The organism is Actinoplanes sp. NPDC023801, assembly GCF_040639655.1.
In the GTDB taxonomy this organism is placed as follows: Bacteria; Actinomycetota; Actinomycetes; order Mycobacteriales; family Micromonosporaceae; genus Actinoplanes.
The window spans coordinates 345650-369253 of the sequence record NZ_JBFAAI010000001.1 but is presented as its reverse complement, the minus strand read 5'-3'; the positions used below and the strand labels follow the sequence as shown (position 1 = coordinate 369253).

The 23604-nt window shown below is 70.4% G+C and carries 22 protein-coding genes and 1 pseudogene; 8 read left to right on the top strand and 15 right to left on the bottom strand.

Going from position 1 to position 23604, the window contains the following annotated elements; all coding sequences use genetic code 11:
- The first annotated feature begins 207 nt into the window (after positions 1 to 207).
- The gene (locus AB0G04_RS01760) at positions 208 to 816 is read left to right on the top strand and encodes an O-methyltransferase (RefSeq protein ID WP_360974666.1); all 609 of its coding nucleotides are present in this window, start codon (positions 208 to 210) and stop codon (positions 814 to 816) included.
- Here AB0G04_RS01760 and AB0G04_RS01755 read toward each other — a convergent pair.
- Positions 781 to 2190, bottom strand: a complete 1410-nt coding sequence (locus AB0G04_RS01755) for a leucyl aminopeptidase family protein (RefSeq protein ID WP_360974661.1) — start codon at positions 2188 to 2190, stop codon at positions 781 to 783. The two genes, AB0G04_RS01760 and AB0G04_RS01755, sit on opposite strands and share 36 nt — an antisense overlap.
- Before the next feature lie 77 nt (positions 2191 to 2267).
- Positions 2268 to 2435 (bottom strand): DUF3117 domain-containing protein, encoded by a 168-nt coding sequence (locus tag AB0G04_RS01750; RefSeq protein ID WP_014694782.1) that lies wholly within the window; start codon positions 2433 to 2435, stop codon positions 2268 to 2270.
- A gap of 274 nt (positions 2436 to 2709) precedes the next feature.
- On the opposite strand from AB0G04_RS01750, the gene AB0G04_RS01745 reads away from it, so the two are divergent.
- Both AB0G04_RS01745 and AB0G04_RS01740 read left to right on the top strand, forming a co-directional pair.
- Positions 2710 to 3576 (top strand): PaaX family transcriptional regulator C-terminal domain-containing protein, encoded by an 867-nt coding sequence (locus AB0G04_RS01745; RefSeq protein WP_360974658.1) that lies wholly within the window; start codon positions 2710 to 2712, stop codon positions 3574 to 3576.
- Positions 3500 to 4333, top strand: coding sequence for an enoyl-CoA hydratase-related protein (locus AB0G04_RS01740; RefSeq protein WP_360974655.1), 834 nt, complete (start codon positions 3500 to 3502; stop codon positions 4331 to 4333). Before AB0G04_RS01745 ends, AB0G04_RS01740 begins: the two co-directional genes overlap by 77 nt.
- A 3-nt stretch (positions 4334 to 4336) precedes the next feature.
- On the opposite strand, the gene AB0G04_RS01735 is transcribed toward AB0G04_RS01740, so the two are convergent.
- The 5 genes and pseudogenes from AB0G04_RS01735 to ndhC form a co-directional block, all read right to left on the bottom strand.
- Positions 4337 to 4846, bottom strand: coding sequence for a hypothetical protein (locus AB0G04_RS01735; RefSeq protein WP_360974652.1), 510 nt, complete (start codon positions 4844 to 4846; stop codon positions 4337 to 4339).
- A 4-nt stretch (positions 4847 to 4850) separates the two neighbouring features.
- Entirely contained in the window at positions 4851 to 5423 is a 573-nt protein-coding gene (locus AB0G04_RS01730) for a DNA-3-methyladenine glycosylase I (protein ID WP_360974649.1), read from the bottom strand.
- Entirely contained in the window at positions 5420 to 5908 is a 489-nt protein-coding gene (locus tag AB0G04_RS01725) for an SRPBCC family protein (protein ID WP_360974646.1), read from the bottom strand. Before AB0G04_RS01725 ends, AB0G04_RS01730 begins: the two co-directional genes overlap by 4 nt.
- Positions 5909 to 6024: 116 nt before the next feature.
- Positions 6025 to 6372, bottom strand: a pseudogene (locus AB0G04_RS01720) (DivIVA domain-containing protein); the annotation flags it as partial.
- A 64-nt stretch (positions 6373 to 6436) separates the two neighbouring features.
- Entirely contained in the window at positions 6437 to 6814 is a 378-nt protein-coding gene (gene ndhC / locus AB0G04_RS01715) for an NADH-quinone oxidoreductase subunit A (protein ID WP_360974643.1), read from the bottom strand.
- Positions 6815 to 6984: 170 nt separating this feature from the next.
- Here ndhC and AB0G04_RS01710 point away from each other — a divergent pair, with 170 nt between their 5' ends.
- Both AB0G04_RS01710 and AB0G04_RS01705 read left to right on the top strand, forming a co-directional pair.
- Positions 6985 to 8850 carry a 2-oxoacid:acceptor oxidoreductase subunit alpha gene (locus AB0G04_RS01710; protein WP_360974640.1) on the top strand — a complete coding sequence of 622 codons (1866 nt, stop codon included), beginning with the start codon at positions 6985 to 6987 and terminating at the stop codon, positions 8848 to 8850.
- Positions 8843 to 9853 (top strand): 2-oxoacid:ferredoxin oxidoreductase subunit beta, encoded by a 1011-nt coding sequence (locus AB0G04_RS01705; protein WP_360974637.1) that lies wholly within the window; start codon positions 8843 to 8845, stop codon positions 9851 to 9853. The genes AB0G04_RS01710 and AB0G04_RS01705 overlap by 8 nt, the downstream gene beginning before the upstream one ends.
- Here the strand turns inward: AB0G04_RS01705 and AB0G04_RS01700 are convergent.
- Positions 9850 to 10869: a potassium channel family protein gene (locus AB0G04_RS01700; RefSeq protein WP_360974634.1), complete on the bottom strand. Its 1020-nt coding sequence runs from the start codon at positions 10867 to 10869 to the stop codon at positions 9850 to 9852. The genes AB0G04_RS01705 and AB0G04_RS01700 overlap by 4 nt on opposite strands.
- A 94-nt stretch (positions 10870 to 10963) precedes the next feature.
- Here AB0G04_RS01700 and AB0G04_RS01695 point away from each other — a divergent pair, with 94 nt between their 5' ends.
- The gene (locus AB0G04_RS01695; RefSeq protein WP_360974631.1) at positions 10964 to 11398 is read left to right on the top strand and encodes a phospholipase; all 435 of its coding nucleotides are present in this window, start codon (positions 10964 to 10966) and stop codon (positions 11396 to 11398) included.
- Position 11399: 1 nt separating this feature from the next.
- On the opposite strand, the gene AB0G04_RS01690 is transcribed toward AB0G04_RS01695, so the two are convergent.
- Positions 11400 to 14027 (bottom strand): adenylate/guanylate cyclase domain-containing protein, encoded by a 2628-nt coding sequence (locus AB0G04_RS01690; RefSeq protein ID WP_360974629.1) that lies wholly within the window; start codon positions 14025 to 14027, stop codon positions 11400 to 11402.
- A 316-nt stretch (positions 14028 to 14343) separates the two neighbouring features.
- Positions 14344 to 14562, bottom strand: coding sequence for a zinc ribbon domain-containing protein (locus AB0G04_RS01685; protein WP_360974626.1), 219 nt, complete (start codon positions 14560 to 14562; stop codon positions 14344 to 14346).
- Positions 14563 to 14686: 124 nt separating this feature from the next.
- Between AB0G04_RS01685 and AB0G04_RS01680 the strand changes: the two genes are divergently transcribed.
- Positions 14687 to 16462, top strand: coding sequence for a lytic murein transglycosylase (locus AB0G04_RS01680; protein ID WP_360974623.1), 1776 nt, complete (start codon positions 14687 to 14689; stop codon positions 16460 to 16462).
- A 107-nt stretch (positions 16463 to 16569) separates the two neighbouring features.
- Positions 16570 to 17589: a GNAT family N-acetyltransferase gene (locus AB0G04_RS01675; protein ID WP_360974620.1), complete on the top strand. Its 1020-nt coding sequence runs from the start codon at positions 16570 to 16572 to the stop codon at positions 17587 to 17589.
- 148 nt (positions 17590 to 17737) lie between these two features.
- Here AB0G04_RS01675 and hemB read toward each other — a convergent pair whose 3' ends face one another.
- From hemB to AB0G04_RS01650, 5 genes are all read right to left on the bottom strand, one after another.
- Positions 17738 to 18727 carry a porphobilinogen synthase gene (gene hemB / locus AB0G04_RS01670; RefSeq protein WP_360974617.1) on the bottom strand — a complete coding sequence of 330 codons (990 nt, stop codon included), beginning with the start codon at positions 18725 to 18727 and terminating at the stop codon, positions 17738 to 17740.
- 107 nt (positions 18728 to 18834) lie between these two features.
- Positions 18835 to 20421: a uroporphyrinogen-III synthase gene (locus AB0G04_RS01665; RefSeq protein ID WP_360974614.1), complete on the bottom strand. Its 1587-nt coding sequence runs from the start codon at positions 20419 to 20421 to the stop codon at positions 18835 to 18837.
- Positions 20418 to 21344 (bottom strand): hydroxymethylbilane synthase, encoded by a 927-nt coding sequence (gene hemC, locus AB0G04_RS01660; protein ID WP_360974611.1) that lies wholly within the window; start codon positions 21342 to 21344, stop codon positions 20418 to 20420. The genes AB0G04_RS01665 and hemC overlap by 4 nt, the downstream gene beginning before the upstream one ends.
- Entirely contained in the window at positions 21341 to 22636 is a 1296-nt protein-coding gene (locus AB0G04_RS01655) for a glutamyl-tRNA reductase (RefSeq protein WP_360974608.1), read from the bottom strand. Before AB0G04_RS01655 ends, hemC begins: the two co-directional genes overlap by 4 nt.
- A complete protein-coding gene (locus AB0G04_RS01650; RefSeq protein WP_360974605.1) occupies positions 22633 to 23379 on the bottom strand; it encodes a redox-sensing transcriptional repressor Rex in 747 nt (248 codons plus the stop codon). The genes AB0G04_RS01655 and AB0G04_RS01650 overlap by 4 nt, the downstream gene beginning before the upstream one ends.
- Positions 23380 to 23604: the final 225 nt, after the last annotated feature.

Genomic DNA, 23604 nt, shown 5'->3' with positions numbered 1-23604 from the left:
TGACACGGATCCACCGGTTCACACCTTGCCACGGGTCCGCACCTGCGCCGAGTGGGTTGTTTATCCATCGACGGCGCGGTGCATCACCGGAGAACATCGCTCTACTCTCTTATCCGATGTGCGTGGTTCTGCCGCGACATCCACTGCCGTACGGAGGTCGTCATCATCGGTCCCGCTCGTTCATTCGGTCAGCCGGCGGCGCAGTCAATGCCGTTCGCCGAGACCTACGCCACCGAGGACCCGGTTCTGCAGACCGCGCGTGCTCTCGCGCACGAGCTCGGCCTGCCCTGTGTCTCCCCCGGCGCCGGCTCCGTGCTGCGCCTGCTGGCCGCTGCGGGCAGCGCCAAGGCGGTCGTCGAGATCGGCACCGGCACCGGCGTGAGCGGCATCTGGCTGCTGCGGGGGATGCGCACGGACGGGGTCCTCACCACGATCGACGTCGAGCACGAGCACCAGCGGATCGCCCGCCGGGTCTTCCTGGAGGCGGGGTACGCCCCGTCGCGTACCCGCATCATCAGCGGACGCGCCCTCGACGTGCTGCCGCGACTCGCCGACGGCGCCTACGACCTGATCTTCGTGGACGCCGACACCACCGAATTCGCCGCCTGCACCGAGGCCGCGCTGCGCCTGCTGCGGACCGGCGGTGTGCTGATCGTGAACGGCGCCCATGCGGGCGGCCGGATCAGCGACCCGTCCGCCCGCGACGTGGACACCCTCACGATCCGGGAGACGGTGAAGGCGATCCGGGAGTCCGAGGACTGGATCCCGGCGGTGATCCCCTCAGGCGCCGGCCTGCTGACCGCTGTCAAGCGTTGAGAGGTACCTGAGCAGCATCCGGGCGCCCCACCCGGTAGCGCCCTTGGTCAGCTCCAGTTCGTGCGTCTCCGACCAGCTGGGCGCCGACATGTCCAGGTGCGCCCAGCGGGCGTCGCCGAAGAAGTCGCGCAGGAACAGGGCCGCCATCACCGCGCCCGGGCCGGCCGGGGCGCTGATCCGGTCGGCGATGTCACTGCGCAGGTTGTCGAGGTAGTCGTCGGACAGCGGCAACCGCCACATCCGCTCCCCGGTCGCCGTGCCCGCCTCGGTGAGCGCCGCGGCCAGGTCGTCCCACGGACTGAAGAGCGCGGCGGTGCGCTTGCCGAGCGCGACCGCGTTGGCCCCGGTCAGGGTGGCGAGGTTGAGCACCAGGTCGGGGTGCAGTACGTCGGCCGCGTATCCGAGGGCGTCGGCCAGCACGATCCGGCCCTCCGCGTCGGAGTTGGTGTTCTCGCTGGTCGAGCCGTCGTAGTGGGTGATCACGTCGCCGGGGCGGAAGGCCGAGCCGCTGACCGCGTTCTCCGCGAGCGGTGCCAGGGCGGTCAGCCGCAGGCCGAGGCCCAGGTCGGCGGCGCCGAGCACGGCGGCGATCACCGCGGCCGCGCCGCCCATGTCCTTCTTCATCAGCTTCATGCCGTCGCGCGGCTTGATCGAGATGCCGCCGGTGTCGAACGTGATGCCCTTGCCGACCAGGACCACGTGGGTGGTCGCGCCGGGCGGCTGCCACGACAGCTCGACGAATCGGGGCGGCGACACCGAACCGGCGCCGACCGCCCGCAGGCCGCCGAACCTCTCCAGTTCGTCGCCGGCGCGCACGGTGACGGTCAGCCCGGGGCGGTTCTGCGCCTCGGCCACGACCTGGGCGGCGAACCACTCCGGATTCTTCACCGACGACGGGGTGTTGGTCAGGTCCCGCGCCAGCCAGGCGGCCCGGGCCGTGATCTGCGCCTGGGCGAGGCTTTCCGCGTACGCGTCGGATTCATCGGTGAAAATGCGGACCTCGCCGGTACGGGGCCCGCGCGGCGCGTCGCGATAGCGATAGCCACCCAGCCAGAGCCCTTCCGCCAGGCCACGAACCAACTCGGCGGCGATGGCGCCGGGCAGGTGCACCTCGAGCACCTCGTCGTCGGCCACCTCCCGGATCGCCGCGGCGCCGGCGGCACGCCAGCCCGCCTCGTCCCCGGCGCCGACACCGGCCAGGAGGACCCGGGACGGCTGCCGCAGCGGGCGCGGGAACACGGTTACCCGGCCCGCCACATCGGCGCCCTCGGTGGCTGCGGCCAGCGCGGACGCCTCGGCATCCAGGCCGGGACCGACCGGTACGACCCGGGTGGACGTGTCGTCGGGAACGTCCGTCAATCGGATTGCGAACACGGGAGGATGACCTTTCCGTAAGACGTGGAAAGCCCGCCGGTACGGGCGGTACCGTACCGGCGGGCTCGCGTGAAACGTCAGCCGGCGATCGACTTCAACGCGTCACCCAGCGCGCTGGCCTCGTCCGGGGTCATCTCCACGACGAGACGGCCACCACCCTCCAGCGGGACGCGCATCACGATGCCACGACCCTCCTTGGTGACCTCCAGCGGACCATCGCCCGTCCGCGGCTTCATCGCCGCCATCTTGTCTCCCCTCAGACCTACGTCAGGGTCGGTGGGTTGCCCCACAGCCACTTGCTCCTGGAATGCCAGCAGCCACGTCACGTGCTCAGCCCCACATGACGCGGTGCTCGTTTCCGACCGGCGGCCCGCTCAGGCCGTTTCACGTCTTCACGCGTTGCGGCCCACCGTGCCGATCAAACATTTTCCCTGATGAACACCGGCGAACCCAAACCCAGCCCGGGCGGATGTGACAGCGTCTAGCATATCGTCTTTCGGGCTGTCACAATGTCCGGTCATGCAGGCGCGGTCCGCACTCTTCGACCTGTACGGCGACTACCTGCGAGCCCGCGGCTCCCGAGCACCGGTCGCGGCCCTGGTGAGGCTGCTTGCGCCGCTCGACATCGCGGCCCCAGCGGTCCGTACCGCAGTGTCGCGAATGGTGCGACAGGGATGGCTGCATCCGCTTCGTCTGGCCTCCGGACCGGGTTATCTGCTCACCCCGAAAGCCGCGCGACGGCTCGACGAGGCGGCCGCCCGGGTGTACCGGACCGGTCGCGGCGGCTGGGACGGCCGCTTCGACATGATCCTGTTGCACGAGCCGATCCCGCGGCCGGATGCGCTGCGTCTCACCTATCTGGGCTACGGACTGCTGAGCGATCGGGTGTGGGTGGCGCCCAGGGCCTCCGACGAGGTCGAACAGGTGCTCGCCGAGGTCGGCTACACGCGGTTCAGCGCCAGCCACACGGCCGGGTCGGACATCGTCGGACGGGCCTGGGACCTCGGCCGGATCGGACAGTCGTACGAGGAGTTCATCGAATCACTACTTCCCGTCGTCAAGGCGATCACTCCACGTAGCACCGACGAGGAGGCGTACGCGGCCCGCTTCCGGCTGGTGCACGCCTGGCGCTCGTTCCTCTTCGAGGACCCGCATCTGCCGTCCGCACTCCTGCCCCCGGGCTGGCCCGGCGTGAAGGCGGCGGCGTTCTTCGACAAGTACGCCGTGCGACTCCGCCCGGCCGCGGACCGGCACGTGGAACGTTGCCTGCAGGCGCCACGCGTGGAAGACGTGTGGGATTCTCAACCCCATGACCGCCATCCAACCGCCCCACTCACCACCCACGAACGGACCAAGGGCGGATTGCCTAATCGTCGACCGCACTGACGCGGTCGTCACCCTGACCCTGAACCGCCCCGAGGCGATGAACTCGTTCACCGTCGATCTCAAGGAGGCGCTGCGGGACACCCTCGCCCAGCTCGAAAGCGACCGGTCCTGCCGGGCGATCGTGCTCGCCGGCGCCGGCGGCAACTTCTGCGGCGGCCAGGACCTCAAGGAGCACGCGGCCCTGCTCGAGGCCGGTTCCACCGACCTGAACACCGTCCAGGTGCACTACAACCCGATCGCCCAGCGGCTGGCCAGCATGCCCAAGCCGGTGGTCGCCGCGGTCCGCGGGATGGCCGCCGGGGCGGGTGCCTCGCTGGCCCTGCTCGCCGACTTCCGGATCGGCGGCCCGAGGACCAGCTTCCTGATGGCGTTCGCCAACGTGGGCCTGGCCGGCGACAGCGGCATCTCCTGGTCACTGCCGCGGATCGTGGGCCACGCCCGGGCGGTCGAACTGCTGCTGCTGGCCCGGCCGGTCAAGTCGGAGGAGGCGTCCCGGATCGGGATGCTCACCGAACTGCTCGAGGACGACGAGCAGGTCCTGCCCCGGGCCCAGGAACTGGCCGCCCGGCTGGCCGCGGGCCCGACGATCGCCTACGGCGCGATCAAGCGGGAGCTCTCCATCGGTGACGCCGGCACCCTGTCGGACGCGCTGGCGGCCGAGGCGCAGGCCCAGTCGATCTGCGGCGCGACCGCCGACCACCAGGCCGCGGTGACCGCGTTCCTGAACAAGGAGAAGCCGACGTACCAGGGCCGCTGAGGACTACTCGTCCTCATCCTCCTCCTCGGGGTCCTGGTTGGCCTCGGCCCCGAGGACGAAGGCCTGCATGGCCAGCTCGTCGCCGGACGGCCAGACGTAGGTCGGCAGCTCCGCCGGGCCCAGCTCGAGAACGTGCGACCAGAACTGGCGTACCGCCTCGGCCGGGTTCACCGCCTCGATCGGCATGGCCACGCTGACCAGCCAGGCCTTCCGGTCGGCCGGGCCGCCCAGCCGGTCGGCGAACCGGCGGAACGTCGCCTCGTCGACCGCTCCGGCGGTCAGGCCGGTGGCCGGGACCGGCTCGTCGAAAGCCCGGCGCAGGTACCACAGCGCGAGTTCGCCGCCGTCCGCCTTCTCCACCCGGGCCAGGGCCACGACCTGCTCCTCGGCGACGACCAGGACCTCGTCACCGACTTCAGCCGAGGGAACGGCCGGCACCGTCACCGCCTCGTGCTGGAACAACCGCTCGGTCGCCCACTGCCCTTCCGGAATGATCACCACGAACTGAGCCATGGTGTCATCTCATCACGGGCACCCAGCAGTCCGTGAGGTGGTCGTCAACCATGCCGGTGGCCTGCATCAACGCGTACGCCGTGGTGGGGCCGACGAATTTGAAGCCGCGCTTCTTGAGCGCCTTGGCCATGGCGGTGGACTCGGGCGTGACCGCCGGGACGTCGGCGCGCGTTCGCGGCCGGGGGCGAGCCGGGGGCGCGAACGACCAGAGCAGGTCCGTCAGATCGAGCTCGACCGCCACCCGGGCGTTGTGCAGGGCCGCGTCGACCTTCATCCGGTTCCGGACGATGCCGGGATCGGCCATCAGGCGCTCGGCGTCGGTCTCGGTGAACTCGGCGACCTTCGCGATCGAGAACCCGGCGAAGGCGGCCCGGAAGGCCGGCCGTTTGCGCAGGATCGTGATCCAGGACAGGCCGGACTGGAAGGCCTCCAGGGTGAGCCGTTCGAAGAGCGCGTCGTCGCCGCGGACCGGCTGCCCCCACTCGCTGTCGTGGTATTCGGTGTAGTCCGGCGAGCCGCCGCCCCAGAAGCAGCGGGAGCGCCCGTCGGCGCCGATGACGATCCCGGTGCCGGTCACGGCAGGCGGCCCTGTTCGACCAGCCGGGCGAATCGCTTCAGGGCGCCGGTGAAGCCGAGTTTCGAACCCGGCCAGAGGACCGGCCAGGCGATCTTGCCGACCGGGCCGGCGGGGAGCTGGAACCACTCGTGCAGCACGATCTGAGTCCGGTCGCCGGACATCGCGGTGCAGCGCATCGCGCCGGGGCCCTTGAGCAGCTTGCCGCAGTGGACGACGCGGACCTCGTACGGCGCGTTGACCTTGATCACCCGCAGCTCGTCCCGGATCACCGCCGGGCCGATCGTGGTGATCGCCTCCACCAGGCTGCCCTCGCCGCCGTCGCCCTCGACCACCCGGACCCGGGTGAACGGGATCCACTCGGACTGCTTCTCCCAGTTCAGGAAGGCGGCGAAGACCTTCGGCGCGGGCGCGTTGACGATTACCGTGGCGGTGAACTCGCCTGGACCCGCCGGCGAACCTGGGCCCGCCTCCGCATCGTTGCTCATCGTTTCTCCACCGGTTCGGGGTCGTCCGCGGGCACCTCGTCGTCCGAAGGAGGAGCCATCGGGATGACCGGCGGCTCCGGCGCCGGCGGAACCTGCGCGGCCGGGGCGAGCGCCGCCTCACGGGCCCGGCGCAGCGCGTCGGCCTCCTCGGTACGGCCCTCGCGCAGGGCGGCCACCTCGGCCTCGAGCACGCCGATCAGCTCGCTCTTGTAACCGATGTCGTAGGCGGCACGCTGCAGCGCCTGGTCGACCTGAGCCATCCGGTACCCCCGCCAGACGGTGTCGAACCGGGTGGCGCTGATGTCGTCCTCGCCGAGCGGGCGGTCGCTGGGCAGCGGCACCGCACGGCCGTCGGGCTCGACCGGGGTCAGGCCGGAGTCGCCCCCGCTCAGTAGGACGGTCACGCCGAAGACGATCGTCGCGACGACGAGCGCCACGACTACGAAGAGCAGAAGCTGACCCATGCGCACGATGTTGACATGTCCGCTTTCCGGTGGCGAGCCCGCCACCCGTGGTGGACCGCCGGCCTCATGTCCAGTCGAGGATCTTCTTACGCCAGGCGTAGAGAATGCCGAGCGCGAGGACGGCCACGAAGATGCCCATCTCGGCGATCGACAGTCCCCCGAAACCGGGACGATCGAAGATCAGCGCCCAGGGGAAGAGAAATACGGCTTCAACGGCGAAAAGCACATATAGGTACGCGTACACGTAGTACCGGATCTGCGCCTGCGCCCAGTCACCGCCGACGGGGTCGATGCCGCTCTCGTACGAGATCCGCTTTCCGGGCGGCTCCGCCGGACGGGCCGGTCTGAGCAGCCGGTTCGCCCCGAACGCGGCCACGAACAGCAGCACCCCGGCGGCCAGGACGAGGCCGAGGACGGCATAGGAGCCCAGATATCCCTCCACGATCGTGCAGCCTACCCAAGAGCACTAGCTGATAGGGGCCCCGGATCGCTACCGTGGGCAACGGTCCGGGGCCCCTTCGTAAGGAGCGGCGACGTAGTGTGGAAGTGACGATTTGCGGGCCGGCACATCGACACTCGTGAAGCAGCCGGCTGCCCTTTTGGAGGTTGATCGTGGCCGCTCCCGAGAAACCAGTCGAGAAGCGTGTCGAGCAACTGGACCGGGTTGTCATCCGTTTCGCCGGTGACTCCGGCGACGGCATGCAGCTCACCGGTGACCGGTTCACATCCGAGACAGCTCAGCTCGGCAACGACATCTCGACACTTCCCAACTTTCCGGCGGAGATCCGCGCCCCCGCGGGGACACTGCCGGGTGTCTCGAGTTTCCAGGTCCACTTCGCCGACTACGACATCCTGACCCCCGGCGACGCGCCGAACGTGCTCGTCGCGATGAACCCGGCGGCGCTGAAGGCCAACGTGGCCGACCTGCCCGCCGGCGCCGACATCATCGTCAACACCGACGAGTTCACCCGCCGCAACCTGGCCAAGGTCGGCTACGCCGTCAGTCCCCTGGAGGACGGCTCGCTCGACGAGTACGCGGTCCGGCCGGTGGCCCTCACCTCCCTGACCCTAGGCGCGCTGGCCGAGAGCGGCGTCTCGAAGAAGGACGGTGAGCGCGCCAAGAACATGTTCGCGCTGGGCCTGCTCAGCTGGATGTACTCGCGGCCGTTCGAGTCGACGCTGCGGTTCCTGGAACGCAAGTTCGCCAAGCGCCCCGATCTGGTCGCGGCGAACAAGGCGGCGTTCCGGGCCGGATGGAACTACGGCGAGACGACCGAGGCGTTCTCGGTCCGCTACGAGATCAAACCGGCGAAGATGCCGCCGGGCACGTACCGCAACATCACCGGCAACCAGGCGCTCGCGCTCGGGCTGGTGGCCTCCGCGGTCCGGTCGGGGCTCCCGCTGTTCCTCGGCGCCTACCCGATCACACCGGCCTCGGACATCCTGCACGAGCTCTCCAAGCACAAACGGTTCGGCATCACCACGATGCAGGCCGAGGACGAGATCGCGGCCATCGGGGCGGCGCTCGGCGCGGCTTACGGCGGTGCGCTGGGGGTCACCACCACCTCAGGGCCGGGCGTGGCCCTCAAGAGCGAGACCATCTCGCTCGCCATCGCCCTGGAACTGCCGCTGGTGATCGTGGACGTGCAGCGCGCCGGGCCGTCGACGGGCATGCCGACCAAGACCGAGCAGGCCGACCTCAACATGGCCCTGTTCGGCCGGCACGGGGAGGCGCCGCTCGCGGTGATCGCCCCGAAGTCGCCGTCCGACTGCTTCCACGCGGCGCTGGAGGCGGCCCGCATCGCGCTGACCTACCGCACCCCGGTCATCCTGCTGTCGGACAACTACGTGGCCAACGGCTCGGAGCCGTGGCTGCTGCCGTCCGTCGGCGAGCTGCCCGACCTGCGGGTGGACTTCGCGACGGCACCCAACACCGACGACGGGCGCTTCCTGCCGTACCTGCGTGATCCGGAGACCATGGCCAGGCCGTGGGCCGTGCCCGGCACGCCCGGCCTGGAGCACCGCATCGGCGGTCTGGAGAAGGCCGACAAGACCGGGGACATCTCGTACGACCCCGCGAACCACGAGTTCATGGTGCGCACCAGACAGACCCGCATCGACACGATCCCGGTTCCCGACGTCGATGTCGAGGACCCGTCGGAGAGCGCGAGCGTGCTGGTGCTCGGCTGGGGTTCCACCTACGGCCCGATCGGCGCGGCCTGCCGTGCGCTGCGCCAGCGCGGTCTCACCGTCGCGCAGGCGCATCTGCGGCACCTCTCACCCTTGCCGGCCAACCTCGGCGAGGTGCTCCGGGCGTACGACAGGGTGGTCGTCCCGGAGATGAACCTGGGCCAGCTCGCCGCCGTGATCCGGTCGAGGTACCTGGTCGATGCGATTCCGTTCAACCAGGTCAGCGGCCTGCCGTTCACCGCCGCGACGCTGGAGAGCATGCTGGAGGACGTGGTCAAGAATGGCTGACACGATCGCGCTGAAACTGACCGCCAAGGACTTCAAGTCCGATCAGGAGGTCCGCTGGTGCCCCGGCTGCGGGGACTACTCGATCCTCGCGGCCATGCAGCGGTTCATGCCGGAGCTGGGCATCCCGCGGGAGAAGATCGTCTTCGTCTCCGGCATCGGCTGCTCGTCCCGGTTCCCGTACTACATGAACACCTACGGCATGCACTCGATCCACGGGCGTGCCCCGGCGATCGCGACCGGGCTGTCCGCGTCCCGCCCCGACCTGAACGTCTGGGTGGTGACCGGCGACGGCGACGCCCTGTCGATCGGCGGCAACCATCTGATCCACGCGCTGCGACGCAATGTGAACCTGAAGATTCTGCTGTTCAACAACCGGATCTACGGGCTCACCAAGGGTCAGTACTCCCCGACCTCGGAGATCGGCAAGATCACCAAGTCGACTCCGACCGGTTCGGCGGACACGCCGTTCAACCCGCTGTCGCTGGCGCTGGGTGCCGAGGCCACCTTCGTGGCGCGGACCATCGACTCCGACGCCAAGCATCTGCAGTCGGTGCTGCGGGCCGCCGCCGAGCACGAGGGTTCGGCGTTCGTCGAGATCTACCAGAACTGCAACATCTTCAACGACGGCGCCTTCGACCTGATCAAGGACCCTTCCACGAAGGACGCGCACCTGATCCGCCTGGAGCAGGGTGAGCCGATCACGGTCGGCAACCTCAACGTGGTGCACCCGGAGGGCAGCTTCGGCCTGAAGGTGCAGGAGGGCGGCACACCGATCATCCACGACGCGACCGTGGACGACCCGGCGTACGCCTTCGCGCTCAGCCGGCTCTCCGGCTCGGATCTGAACACCACACCGATCGGCGTGTTCCGCAACGTGAAACGCCCGTCTTACGACGAGATCGTCCGCAAGCAGGTGCTGGACGCCAAAGCACAGGCCACCGGCACACCCGAGGAGATGCTCGACGGCCTCCTCAACGCCGGTGACACCTGGACGATCCTCTAGAAGGTCGTCACCCCGGTGCGGACGGCCTCGTCGGCCCGGATGTAGACGAGCAGGTCGCCGGTCTCGATCGTGACGGCCTGCTCGCCACCGAGCGGCAGCACCTTGCCGCGACGGATCAGGGCCACCACCAGGGTCGGCAGTTCGCGGGGGTTGCGGCCGACCTCGGCCCGCTCCGCCGATCGCATCGCCAGCGCCATGCCCTGGCCCGGGGTGAGCAGATCCTCCACCACGTCGATCAGCGGCGGCGCGGTGGTGGTCAGGCCGAGCAGCCGGCCGGCCGTGGACGACGACACGATCACGTGATGGGCGCCGCTCTGCTTGAGCAGGGCGGCGTTCTCCTGCTCGCGCACCGCCGCGATGATCCGGACCTGGCCGGCCGTCAGTTGGCGGACGGTAAGCGTGATCAGCACCGACGCCTCGTCCCGGTCGGTCGCGATGATCACCGACTTGGCGTTCTTCACGTCGGCGTCGTTGAGCACCGCCGACCTGGTGGCGTCGCCCTCGATGACGACGAACCCACTGGCCGCGGCCTGACGGACACCGGCCTCCTTGTTCTCCACGATGACGATCCGGGACTTGTCGTACCCCGTCTCGAGGAGCGCGGCGACGGCGGCCCGGCCCTTGGTGCCGTAACCGCAGATGATCACGTGGTCCTTCAACTTGCGCCTCCACCGGCTGACCCGAAGGCCCTTGCGGTACTGGTCGGTGAGCACCTCAAGTGTGGTGCCGACCAGGATGATCAGGAAGAGGACCCGGGCCGGCGTGATGAACAGGACGTTCACCAGGCGGGCCGGCTGGGTCACCGGCGTGATGTCGCCGTAGCCGGTGGTGGAGAGCGAGACGACCGCGTAGTAGAAGCAGTCGAGCAGAGTGAGCCCCGGATCGTTGGCGTCCTTGTAACCGTTCCGGTCGGCGTAGACCACCGCGACCGCGGCGAGGACCAGGGCGCACGCCGCCAGCATCCGGACCCCGAGAGCCCTCAACGGTCCCTGGCGGACCGAAGGTAGATGAATCATGGAACCGCCCGCACGCGATCACCTTAGCGGTCAAGCTTGACGTCGTATCCCCAGGACATCACATCCGTCACCGGTCACGCATCGGAGGTGCCACATGCGCCGCATCGCGGCCGCCGCTCTGCTGGGCATCGTTCTGCTCCCGCCCGCGCCGGCGCGGGCGTCATCGACGGACCGGCAGGCGATCCTGGCGAACTGGACCCAGCCGACCGCGGAGAGCACCGCCGCCTGGAACGCCGCACGGCTCGATCAGGCACGCTGGGCCGAATACCGTTTCGACTGGTCCAGCGACCTCTGCAGCCGCGCGCCGGACACCCCGCTCGGCTTCGACTTCGGCAACGCGTGCCGGCACCACGACTTCGGCTACCGCAATTACCGGACGGACTTCGCGCGCCACAAGGACCGCATCGACGAGGTGTTCCGAGCCGATCTGCGACGCGTCTGCGACGCTCGCCCGCTGATGGCGCAGCCGTTCTGCAACAGCATCGCCTTCACCTACTACGAGGCGGTCCGGCTTCTGGTCAATTCCTGATTCATCGTACGATCTGCGCGAACCGGGCGGCGCCGTCCTCCAGGTCCGGGTGCTCCACGGCCAGTGCCATCGCGACTATCCGATCGAAACCGAGCCCGGCGCCGTCGGCGTAGGCCGCGTCGAAAGCGGCATCGCCGAGCGCCTCCCGCAGCGACGTCTGATGCGCCGACCAGAAAGCACCGAACGACTCGGTACGCCGGGCGCCGCGAGCCGCCTCCGCCCCGCCGAACAGCACCGTCGCGGTCGCCGGGTCACCACCGACGACACAGCGGACCGCGATCGCCGCGACCGCGTCGGCCGCCGCACCACGGAAACCGTGCCGCAGCCGGGACCGCAGTGCCACCACCAGATGATCGTGCGCGGCCACCAGGTCGCCCCGGCGCAGCGCAACCATGCCGAGCAGCCAGTCGACAGCCCGGCGGCCCCGGTCCTCGGGACGTGCCGCCTCCAGGTGACGGGCGGCGCCGAGCACCTCGGCCGCCTCGGCCAGCGCCTCCCGGCGCCACAGCAGCTCGGCCAGCGCCAGCACGGCCGGGAAACCCGCGTTCGGAACGCCCGACCGCTCCGCCAGGCTTATCACGTCGCGACAGGCCCGCTCGGCGGCGGCGGTGTCGTCACCCGTCAGCGTCAGGCCGGCGGCACATGCCCGGACCAGCAACGACGGATCACCGGAACGCTCCGCCTCGGCCAGCGCCCGCTCCAGCAGGCGGTCGCGCTCGACCCGGTCCGTGCTGAGACCCGCCCGCACCAGACAGGCCGCCGCCAGCTCCGCCGCCGGAACCATCGCGGTCGCGTCGGCGGGCAGATGCCGGAACAGGCCGGCCAGCAGCGCGCGGCCCTCCTGGACATCGCCGTGCTCACGCCACCACGGATCCAGAGCGACCCCGAGCCGCAGCCCGGCCTTCACGTTCCCGGTGGCCGCCGCCCAGCGCAGGGCCGCCTGCCACTCGGCCACGTACGGGCTCACATCGTTCAGCGAGGTCGTGCGAACCTGATCGTCGAGGACCCGGTCGAGCACGTGCAACGACCAGCTGAGATGCCGATCCCGGACCGCCGGTTCCTCACCGGTCGCCGCCAGCCGGCGCAACGCGTACGCCCGCACCTGATCGGAAAGCCGGTATCGCGGCCCCGGCGTCACCTCGACCAGCGACTTGTCGGCAAGTTCGGAGAGCGCACCCAGCGCCTCCGGGTCACACCACTCGACGGCCGCGAGGTCCACCGGCCCCGCGAAGACCGCCAGGCGCCGCAGCAGCTCGGCGGCACGGCTGCCGAGAGTGCGGTACGACCAGGTCAGATTGTTGGTGAGGCTGGCGTGCCGGCCGTCGCCGGCGGCATCGTTGTCCAGGGCACCCAGCGGGTCGTCGAGGCGGCGGGCCAGCTGCTCGGCCGGCAGCAGCCGCAACCGGGCCGCGGCGAGGTTGATGGCCAGCGGCGAGCCCTCCAGCCGGGCCGCCAGCCGCGCCAGCTGCGGGTCGCCGTCACCCGGACGCCCGCCCTGCGCAGCCGCCGCCCGGTCCCGGAGGAGTGCGAACGCGTCAGCCGGCACCAGTGGCGGAATCCGCCACACGGTCTCCCCGGCGAGCGCGAGCGGCGCCCGGCCGGTGGCCATCACGTCCAGCCGGCGGCAGCGGCTGAGCAGCCGGTGCACCAGCGTCACGGTCAGCACCGGCGCCGCGTCACAGGTCTGCAGCAGCACCAGCATCCGCCGTTCGGCGCATGCCTCGACCACCGTGTCGATCATCGGCCGGCCGGGCTCAGGCCGCAGGCCGAGGGCCGCGGCGAGGGCGGTGGGCAGGCCCTGGGCGGCACTCGCCGCATCGATCGTCCACACTCCGCCGGGGTACGCCGGAAGCAGCTGCTCGGCCACCGCGTGCGTCAGCCGGGTCTTGCCGGAGCCGCCCGGCCCGACGACCGTGACCAGACGGTTACGGCTGATCAGCTCGGTGAGCTCGGCGAGCTCGGCGCGGCGGCCCACGAACGGGGCGTGCTCGGCCGGAAGGTTGTGCCGCGGCGCCTCGGCGGTACGCGGGTGGGGGAAGTCCCGGTCCAGGCCCGGAGCCATCACCTGGAACAGCCGCTCGTCGTCGTCGAAACCGCGCAGCCGGAAGGCGCCCAGATCGAGCAGATCCACGGTGGCCAGCGTGGCCGCGGCAGCGGTACCGGTGGACCCGCCGGTGGTGGCGGCGTAAGTAGCGGTCACCGCGAGGGCCGTGGCCTCCGAGCAGAGAACCTGTCCACCATGGGCGGCAGCGGACACCCGGGCCGCCCGGTGCACCTCGGCGCTGGCGTACTCCTGGCCCACCGGAACGGCGCGACCGGTGTGCAGTCCCATCCGGACCCGCGGAACGGCGTCGCGGCGCGGCCAGTCGTGAGCGGACAGTCGGCGCTGCGCCTCGACACATGCCGCGACCGCCGCGTCGGCATTCGAGAAGGCAACGAAAAACGAGTCACCCTCCGTGAGAAGTTCGACACCACCGAAGTCGTCGAACACACGGCGTAGCACTGCTCGGTGCGCTCCAAGAACATTCCGGTACGCGTCACCGAGCATCCGGGCTAGCCGTGTCGAGCCCTCGATGTCGGTGAACATAAAGGTCACCAGGCCACTGGGTAGCTCGATCCGTCCCGACACGGTGGAACCTCCGCCCCCTTTGGGAAGTCGCGACTCATGCTGTCGTATCTCTGCGTTACCGCCCATCGTAGAAACGGACGGTAATCATGTACCCGCCATGGCCGACCCCTTACGGAGGACATCCTGATCACCACATCGACCGGAGGCATACGGGACTACGCGTCTCGTAACGAAAGAGATCGAACGCGGAAACGCCGTGGTCGGCCGAAACCGCCGGGACGATCGGGTGTACCCGTACGGGGCAACGGAATCTCCACCGCCAGCAAGGAGAAGGTCACCGGCCGGAGTCGACACCGAACATGAACGACCTGCGGAATCAGCAGCCGCACCCCCCTCCGCAACAACCACCGCCGCCGCCCCCCGCCGGGCCCGAGGGGGCCGCGCCGCCACGGCCGGTGACGGCGACAGTGGACAGGAGCTTGACGGTGTCGCCGTGGCCCTGCGGACAGGACGCCGGGGCGGTCGCCTCCCGCATCGGACGGCTGACCTCGAAGTTGGCGCCGCACGCGCGGCACCGGAACTCATAACGCGGCATCGGACCAGCGTAGGACCCGTACGGCCGGCGGCGCACGAGGAGTTCCCGAGTCGATGCCGGGTAGTTGTCCACAGGCCCCGGACGACCTCCCCGCAGGGGGTTTCCGGCGGGTAGGGTCTAGCCCGTGGCGGAGGCGCAGAAGAAACCAGCAGAGCAGCCGGAGCTGCGGTCCGCGGCACCGCATCAGGGCGGGCCGCTGGCCAGTTCCGGTGCGGCACCGGCCGCTCCGCGCGCCGCCTCGCCGCTGCCGCCGGCTCCACCGCTGCCGACCGTGCCGAGCCAGGCACAGCCCTCCTCCGGCGCCTCGCGCGCTGCCGGTGCTCCCGTCAAGAGCAGCCCGTCGGACTTGACGGGTGCTGCCGGTGCTTCCGGCGACGTCAGCGCTTCGGGTGCTGCGGGCGCCTCGGCGTCGGACGACGCCACGAGCGCGGCCGGACGGAAGGCCGGGCCGGAGGTCGGAACGGGGCCCGAGATCGGTGCCGGACCTCAGGTCGGGGTTGCATCGGCTGGCGACGACGCTCAGAAGGCCGGAGCCGGCGCGACGTCTTCGACGACGGCCGATGCTGAGGCGAAAGTTGAGCCCACGACAGCCCTCGCCGGAGCCGGGTCCGAGTCGAAATCTCCGGCGAAGATCGAGGAGAAGCCGGCCGCAGCCAACCGCGAGGATGACGCCGTCCCTTCGGAAGCTTCGGCCACCGCTACGTCCACGGAAGACAAGAAGGCCGCCGCGGATAAGTCCGGCACGGCTGGAGACGGTAAGACCGCCACGCCCGGGGACAGCAAGACCGCCACGCCCGCAGACGGCAAGACCGCCAAGCCCGGGGAAGGTAAGACGGCCGACGGGGCGGTGGCTGCGGCCGGGGCGGGGAAGGCGGGCGACGCCACAGCGGCCGGGAAGGCGGGCGACCCAGCTGCGGCAGGGAAGCCGAAGCGGCGGTTCCGGCCGCTGCACGCCACCGGCCGAGCAGCGAAGGGTGTCGCCACCTGGACCCGGGGCCCCACCGGGCGCGTGGTGGTGCCGGGCGTGCTGGTGGCGGGCCTGGTCACGCTGGCCGTCACGTCGGGGGCCTATCTCGTTCCCAAGGCACTGGAGGTCAAGCCCACGCCCAGCGCCACGCCGGCGTTCGGTGAGGCCGCGCAGGGCTCGGTCCCGCCGGCGGGGGCTTCCCCGGGCGTGCCGGGCGGCCTCCCCGGTACCGGTATCCCCGGCTACCCGCTTCCCGGCGCCACGACCGGCCTTCCGGGTGCCACGGGGCTACCGGGTGCCACCGGACTGCCGGGTGCCACCGGACTGCCCGGAGTCCCTCCGCCGACGGTGAACGCGGCCCGCCCGGCCGACTCCCTGGTGGGCTGGGCCGAGCAGACCGGCACGCGGGTCGGTATCCCGGTGGTGGCGGTGCAGGCCTACGGCTACGCCGAACTGGTGACCGCGCAGACCACGCCGGCCTGCAAGCTGAGCTGGACCACGCTGGCCGCGATCGGCAAGGTGGAATCGTCGCACGGCAGCTACAACGGTGCGGTCCTCGGCGCGGACGGGGTGGCCCAGCCGACGATCCTGGGCCTGCCGCTGGACGGGCAGGGTGGCCGGCAGCTGATCGCCGACACCGACCGGGGCGTCCTCGACAAGGACACCACCTACGACCGGGCGATCGGGCCGATGCAGTTCATCCCGGCGACCTGGACGGCGACGGCGGTCGATGCCGACCGTGACGGGGTGGCGAACCCCAACGACATCGACGACGCGGCGCTGACCGCGGCGGCGTACCTCTGCAAGGGCGGCCGCGACCTGTCCAAGGCCGAGTCCTGGTGGGACGCGATTCTGTCGTACAACGCCGTCCGTCCGTACGCCCAGAAGGTTTTCGACACCGCGAACGATTACGGCCGGCGCAGCCGGGCCTGATCAGGATCACCGGGACATCGGCAAGTGTCGCGACGCAGCGTGAGCGCAACCGTACTTTTGCGTGGCCAGCACTTCCCTAGAGTTCTCACAAACGGCACGATGTACCCGTGAGGGTGCGTGAATGGGATCCCCGCTCCGCGTCCGCGACCGAGGTCAACTCGCTCGTGGAGACGGTGAACGCGGTCCTGGCGGCCGATCTTCCAGATGATCCACCCTGGCGGGACGTGCAGGTCCGGGAGTACCTCGCCGAGACCATGCCCGGCGAGCGGCGGATCACCTGGGTCGCTGAGGACGATCGCCTTCCCGAGGGTACGAGCAAGATCTTCGGGCACGTCAACATTCTGCTGCTCGGCGACATCGGGGTGCTCGAGGTGCTGGTCCGCCCCGAACTCCGGCGTCGCGGGCTCGGCCGGCAGCTGGTCGCGGTGGCGGCCCGCCGGGCCTATCTGGAGGGTTTCTCGTCGATCGGGGTGGAGGCGATCGGCGGCACGTCGGCGATCCCGTTCTACGAATCGCTCCGGTTCGAGCGGGAGTACGTGGAGACTCGCAGCGTTCTCAACCTGGACACCGTGGACTGGCTGGCGCTCGGCGGCATGGCCAGCGGGATCAGCTCCGGCTACCGGGTGGAGTACCACCCGGGCGGCCCACCGGAGCACCTGCTCGCCGCGTACGCGCAGGCGAAGGCCGAGGCGCAGCGCGACGACGACGATCTGGAACTGGCACCGCGCTCGTCCGATCCGCAGCGGCTGCGGGAGTCGCTGGAGACGTTGCACAAGCGCGGCCTGAAGCCGTACATCGTGCTCGCCATCCATGAGGCGACCGGCGAGGTGGCCGGGCTCACCGAGGTGGTGGTGCCGGCACAACATCCGGAACGCGCCGACCAGTACGACACGATCGTCGTCCGGGAGCACCGCGGTTACGGCATCGATCGGGCGATCAAGGCGCGCATGCTGTTCGAGCTGCGCTCCGCCGAACCGACGCTGTGCCAGGTGCAGACGTGGAACGCGCAGCACAACGAGTCGATGCTCAAGGTCAACGCCGAGCTGGGCTACGAGTCCGACCGGGACTGGTACGAGTACATCGCCGACGTGACCCAGCTGGTCCAGTTCCTCGAACCCAAGGACTGAAACGATCGAATCCCAGCTGGCCCGCACCGCTGTCTCACAACCCCCCGAAACAGCGGTAGCGTACAGCCAACCCCGACCCAGCTGGACAGCATCGCTGTCTCACAGGCGCTGAGACAGCCGGGGGCGCGCAGCCGGGACTGGGGCTGGGTCAGTAGCGGGCTCGCAGCAGCTGGGCGGCCTCGGTCGCCCAGTACGTCAGGGTGATCTGGGCACCGGCTCGCTTGATCGACGTCAGCGACTCCAGGATGACCCGCTCGCGGTCGATCCAGCCGTTCGCGGCGGCCGCCTCGACCATCGCGTACTCACCCGACACCTGGTAGGCGGCGACCGGGACGGTGACCCGGTCACGGATCGCGGCGATGATGTCGAGGTAGGGCAGCGCCGGCTTGACCATGACGATGTCGGCGCCCTCGGCGATGTCCAGGTCGACCTCGCGCAGGGCATCACGGGCGTTGGGCGGGTCCTGCTGGTACTGGCGCCGGTCGCCCTGCAGAGTCGACTCGACGGCCTCGCGGAACGGGCCGTAGAAGGCGCCCGCGTACTTCACCGAGTAGGCGAGGACGGCGACGTCCTGGTGGCCGGCCGCGTCGAGGGCCTTGCGGATGACGCCGACCTGGCCGTCCATCATGCCGGACGGGCCGACCATGTGTGCCCCGGCTTCGGCCTGCGCGACCGCCATCTCGGCATAGAGGGCCAGGGTGGCGTCGTTGTCGACCGAACCGTCGGCAGCGAGCACACCGCAATGCCCGTGCGAGGTGAACTCGTCCAGGCAGAGGTCGCCCATGATGACCGTGCTGTCGCCCAGTTCGGCCTTGAGGTCGCGGAGGCCGACGTTGAGGATCCCGTCCGGGTCGATGCCGGCCGATCCGGTCTCGTCCTTGTTGGCGTTGTCCGGCACGCCGAACAGCATCAGCCCGCCGACTCCGGCGGCCACCGCCTCGGTCGCGGCCTTACGCAGCGACTCGCGGGTGTGCTGGTAGACGCCGGGCAGGGAGCTGATCGGCTTGGGCTCGGTCAGTCCCTCCTTGAGGAACATCGGCAGGATCAGCTCGGACGGCGCGAGGCGGGTTTCCTCGACCAGGCGGCGGATCGCGGGCGTACGCCGCAGCCGGCGCGGACGGATGTCAGGGAAGGACATCGGCGCTCCTAAAGCGATCGGAGAACGAAGAGACGCGAACGAGGAAGCGGTCGGAGAACGAAGAGGCGCGCCGGGTCAGCTGAGCCGGCGCGCCTTCATCAACAGGGTCAGCGGAAACGGAGAGCCGTCGGGCCCTGCACCTTGGAGCCACGACGCTGCTTGGCCGGCATGGCGGCCAGCTTCTCGCGCAGTTCGAGGGCGTATTCGGCGAGCGCCTCGACCAGGTCGGGCACCGAGGCGTTCTGCGGCTGAGTGTCGACCCGCAGGCCGAACTCGACCGCGGTCTCGGCCGTCTTCGGGCCGATCACGGCGACGACGGTACGGGCGTGCGGCTTGCCCGCGATGCCGACCAGGTTCCGCACGGTCGAGGACGACGTGAAGAGCACCGCGTCGAATCCGCCGGACTTGATCGCGTCGCGGATCTCGGCCGGCGGCGGGGCGGCACGAACCGTCCGGTACGCCGTGACGTCGTCCACCTCCCAGCCGCGCTCGATGAGCCCGGCCGCGAGGGTCTCGGTGGCGATGTCGGCGCGCGGCAGCAGCACCCGGCCGACCGGGTCGAGGATCTCGTCGTGCGGCGAGAACTCGGCAAGCAGACCGTCGGAGGACTGCTCGCCGGACGGGATCAGCTCCGGCTGGATACCGAAGGCGCGAACCGCGTCGGCGGTGGCCTCACCGATGCAGGCGATCTTCACGCCACCGAAGTGACGGGCGTCGAGGCCGTGCTCGCCGAACTTCTCCCAGACCGCGCGGACCGCGTTGACCGAGGTGAAGATGACCCACGCGTACCGGCCGTCGACCAGGCCCTTGACGGCCCGCTCCATCTGGGCCGGGGTACGCGGCGGCTCGACCGCGATGGTCGGCACCTCGCACGGGATGGCACCGTAGGCGCGGAGCCGGGCACTCATGGCGCCGGCCTGCTCCTTGGTCCGCGGGACCAGAACCTTCCAGCCGTACAGCGGCCGGTTCTCCCACCAGCTCAGCGAGTCGCGCTCGGCGACGTCGGAGCCGACGGTGAGGACGACCCGGCCGGTGAAGCCGAGCGCCGCCGCGACGAAGCTGTCCACGGTCGAGGTGGTGGTGTACTGCGTCTCGCCGGTGCCGTCACCGGTCACGCCGACCGGGACACCCGGCTCGACACCGGCGGCGAGCAGGCCGTCACGGACGGCGGCGAGGTCGCCGGCGTCCACCGCCACGGCGAACGAGCCCTTCTGGGCGGCCGCGGCGAGCGCGTCGAAGTCGAGGGTGGTGACGTCGTCGACGTCCGCGGCGATCCGTACACCGGGCAGCGGCACACCGGCGTAGGCGGCGACGCCCTCGGCCTGGCCGATACCGGGGATCACCTCGAAGTGCACCGCGGTGCGTGCGACCGCCTGCACCTCCTTGACCACCGAGTCGTGGCCGAACGGGTCACCGGCGACCAGGTGCACGGCCGACAGGCCGGACTTGGCCGCGGAGAGCAGCACCTTGGCGACGTCGCCGGGAGCGCCCTCGGCGGGGCTGAACTGCGCGTCCTCCTTGGCGCCGGACCGGATCGCGCTGAGCAGGGAATCGGGCACGCCGCGGTCGTAGACCACCTGGTCGGCATCGGTCAGCGCCGCATACGCGCGGCGGGTCAGCAGCTCCGGGTCGCCGGGTCCGGCGCCGATGAACGCGATGCGTCCGGCTGGCTTACGGGCGGTGCGGGTGGTCATTCTGTGCTCCCCATCAGGGTATCGGCTCCGGCGTCGAGGAGATCGATGGCAAGCGCCTTGCCGATCTCCGCCGCGCCGGCGGGCGTTCCGGTGCGCGACAGTCGGACGGCTCGGACACCATCCGGGCTGATCACGGCACCGCGCAAGTAGATCTCGTCACCGTCATCGCCTTCGGCGATCTCGGCGTGTGCCGCGACCGGGGCGGAGCACCCGGCCTCGAGCGTGGCAAGCATCGACCGTTCCGCCAGTACGGCGGTACGGGTCGGTGCGTGATCGAGAGCGGACAGCAGCTCGATCAGGGCGGTGTCGTCGGCCCGGCACTCCACAGCCAGCGCACCCTGAGCCGGGGCGGGCAGCATGAGCATCGGGTCGAGCGTCTCGGTGATCTCCGCCGATCGGCCGAGACGCGCCACACCGGCCCGGGCGAGAACGACGGCATCGAGGTCGGCCTCGGGTCCGAGTACCCGGGCGATGCGCGAGTCGACGTTCCCTCGGATCGGCGTGACCTGCAACTCTAGGCCCAAAGCATGCAGTTGCGCGATTCGGCGCACCGCACCGGTGCCGATGGACGACCCCGGCGGCAGTTCCGCGAGGGTCAGTCCGTCCCGGGCGATCAGGGCGTCGCGCGGGTCCTCGCGGGGCGGGATCGCGGCGATGTGCAGGCGGGGATGCCCGGCGGTGGGCAGGTCCTTGTACGAGTGGACAGCGAAGTCGATCTCATCGGCCAGCAATGCGTCACGCAGCGCGGAGACGAACACACCGACGCCGATCCGGGCGATTGGGGCGCTCGACCGGTCGCCGGGCGTGACGATCCGGACCAGCTCGACCGGGCGGCCGGTCGCGGCGGTCAGGGCGTCGGCGACCATCTGCGACTGGGTGAGTGCCAGGGCGCTGCCCCGGGTGCCAAGACGTAGCGCGGTCATGCACGTCCTCCGATCTCGGGTACGGCGTCCGCGTGCGTGGCGAGCGGGACGTCCAGGTCGAACAGCTCGCGGAGCAGGGCCGCGTACTGGTCGCCGCCGGGTTCGGCGGCGAGCTGACGGACCCGCACGGTCGGCGAGTGCAGCAGCTGCTGGACGACCCGGTGCAGGGTACGGGAAACGTCGGCCCGCTGCTCCTCGGTGAAATCCGGACGCCGGGAGATCAACTTGCGCATCTCGGACGAGACGACCTCATCGGCGCGGGTCCGCAGGGCGGCCACCGTGGGTGCGATCTCGGCGCCGCGCATCCAGGCGAGGAAGTTCTCGACCTCGGCGGTGACGATCTGTTCGACGGCTGCGGTCTCGGCCGCCGCCGGGTTGCTGCGGCGGCTGTTGGCCAGGCTGTCGATGTCGACGATGAGCACACCGGGCAGGCCGGCCACGTCCGGGGCGACGTCGCGGGGAACGGCCAGGTCGAGGACGACCAGCTCCTTGCCGGCCCGTTCCAGGCGGTCCCGGGTGAGCACCGGCTCGGTGGAGGCGGTGGCGCACACCACGATGTCGACCTCGCGCAGCGCCGAGTCGAGCTGCTCGAACGGGACCGCGGTCGCGCCGTAGGCCTCGGCGAGCCGGTCGGCCCGTTCGTGGCTGCGGTTGGTGATCCGCAGCGGCCCGACCCCGCTCCGGGTGAGCGTGGCCACCGACAGCGCGCCCATCGCGCCGGCTCCGACGACCAGCGCGGAGTGGCCGGTGAGGTCACCGCCGAGGTGCTCGGCGGCGACGTCGAGGGCGGCCGTCACGACGCTCTGACCGGCCTTGTCGATACCGGTCTCGGCGTGTGCCCGTTTGCCGACCCGCAGCGCCTGCTGCATCAGCTCGTGCAGCAGCCGGCCGGCCGAGTCGACCTCGGTGGCGGCGTGGTACGCGTCACGCAGCTGGCCGAGGATCTGGGCCTCACCGACGACCATCGAGTCGAGGCCGGACGAGACCCGGAACGAGTGGAGGACCGCCGCCTCGCCGTAGTGCACGTACAGGTGCCCGGCCAGTTCGCTGGCCGGGATGCCGGAGTGTTCGGAGAGCACGTTGCAGATGTCGCCGAGGCCGCCGTGGAAGCCGCTGACCGCCGCGTAGACCTCGACCCGGTTGCACGTGGAGACGACGACCGCCTCACCCACGTACGGCTGCGCGACGAGGCGTTGCAGCAGCTCGGGGACGCTCGATTCGGGGATGGTGAGGCGTTCCAGGACCGCGACGTCGGCCGTGCGATAGGAGGCGCCGATGCTGAGGAGATTCACGAACTGACCGCCTCCTGATCGCCGTTCCCCGTCGCGGGTGCCCGGCCACCGGGCAGCGCGGTCAAGGACGCTTTGCGGTGCTCGTGGAACGAAAGGATCTGCAGCTCGATGGCGAGATCCACCTTACGGACGTCGACGTTGGGCGGCACCGACAAAACCCCCGGAGCGAAGTTGAGGATGCTTGTCACACCTGCTGCGACCAGCGCGTCGGCAACCGCCTGGGCGGTGCCGGGCGGGGTGGCGATGACACCGATCGCGACGGACTCCTCCACCGCGACCCGCGCCAGATCGTCGATGTGCCGTACGGCCAGGCCGTTGATCTCCTCGCCCACCTTCTTCGGGTCTGCGTCGAAGAGCGCCACCACCCGGAAGCCGCGGCTGGCGAACCCGGCGTAACCGGCCAGCGCGTGCCCGAGGTTACCGACGCCGACCAGGCAGACCGCACGGCTCGTGTCGAGACCGAGGATGTACTCGATCTGGTCGATGAGCAGCGCGACGTCGTAACCGACGCCCCGGGTGCCGTACGACCCGAGGTGCGACAGGTCCTTGCGGAGCTTGGCCGAGTTGACCCCGGCGGCCGCGGCCAGTCCCTCGCTGGAGACTGTCTCGGCGCCGGTTTCGGCGAGATGGTGGAGGGCGCGCAGGTATTCCGGAAGTCGCGCGATGGTCGCCTCCGGGAGATCCGGGAAGGCCGGGACGCCATCGGCTTCGCCGGGCGTGCTTCCGTGACGCTGCTGGCTCATCTGACTCCGTGCCGACGAGGCGAACCTGCGGTGAGCCCTGTCTGTGCGATACCGGTGAAACCCACGTGGGGTGGCTGTGGTAGCGGGGCTCGTCGGAGTCACAGAGTAGGCGCTTGTGAAGGCGTGCACAAATCGCGATCTTGTCGGGACAATTGGACAAGATCGACCCGGCTGTGTTAGTCGGGCCGACCTGTCGAGTATTACCGCTCGGACCCCGCCAGGGCC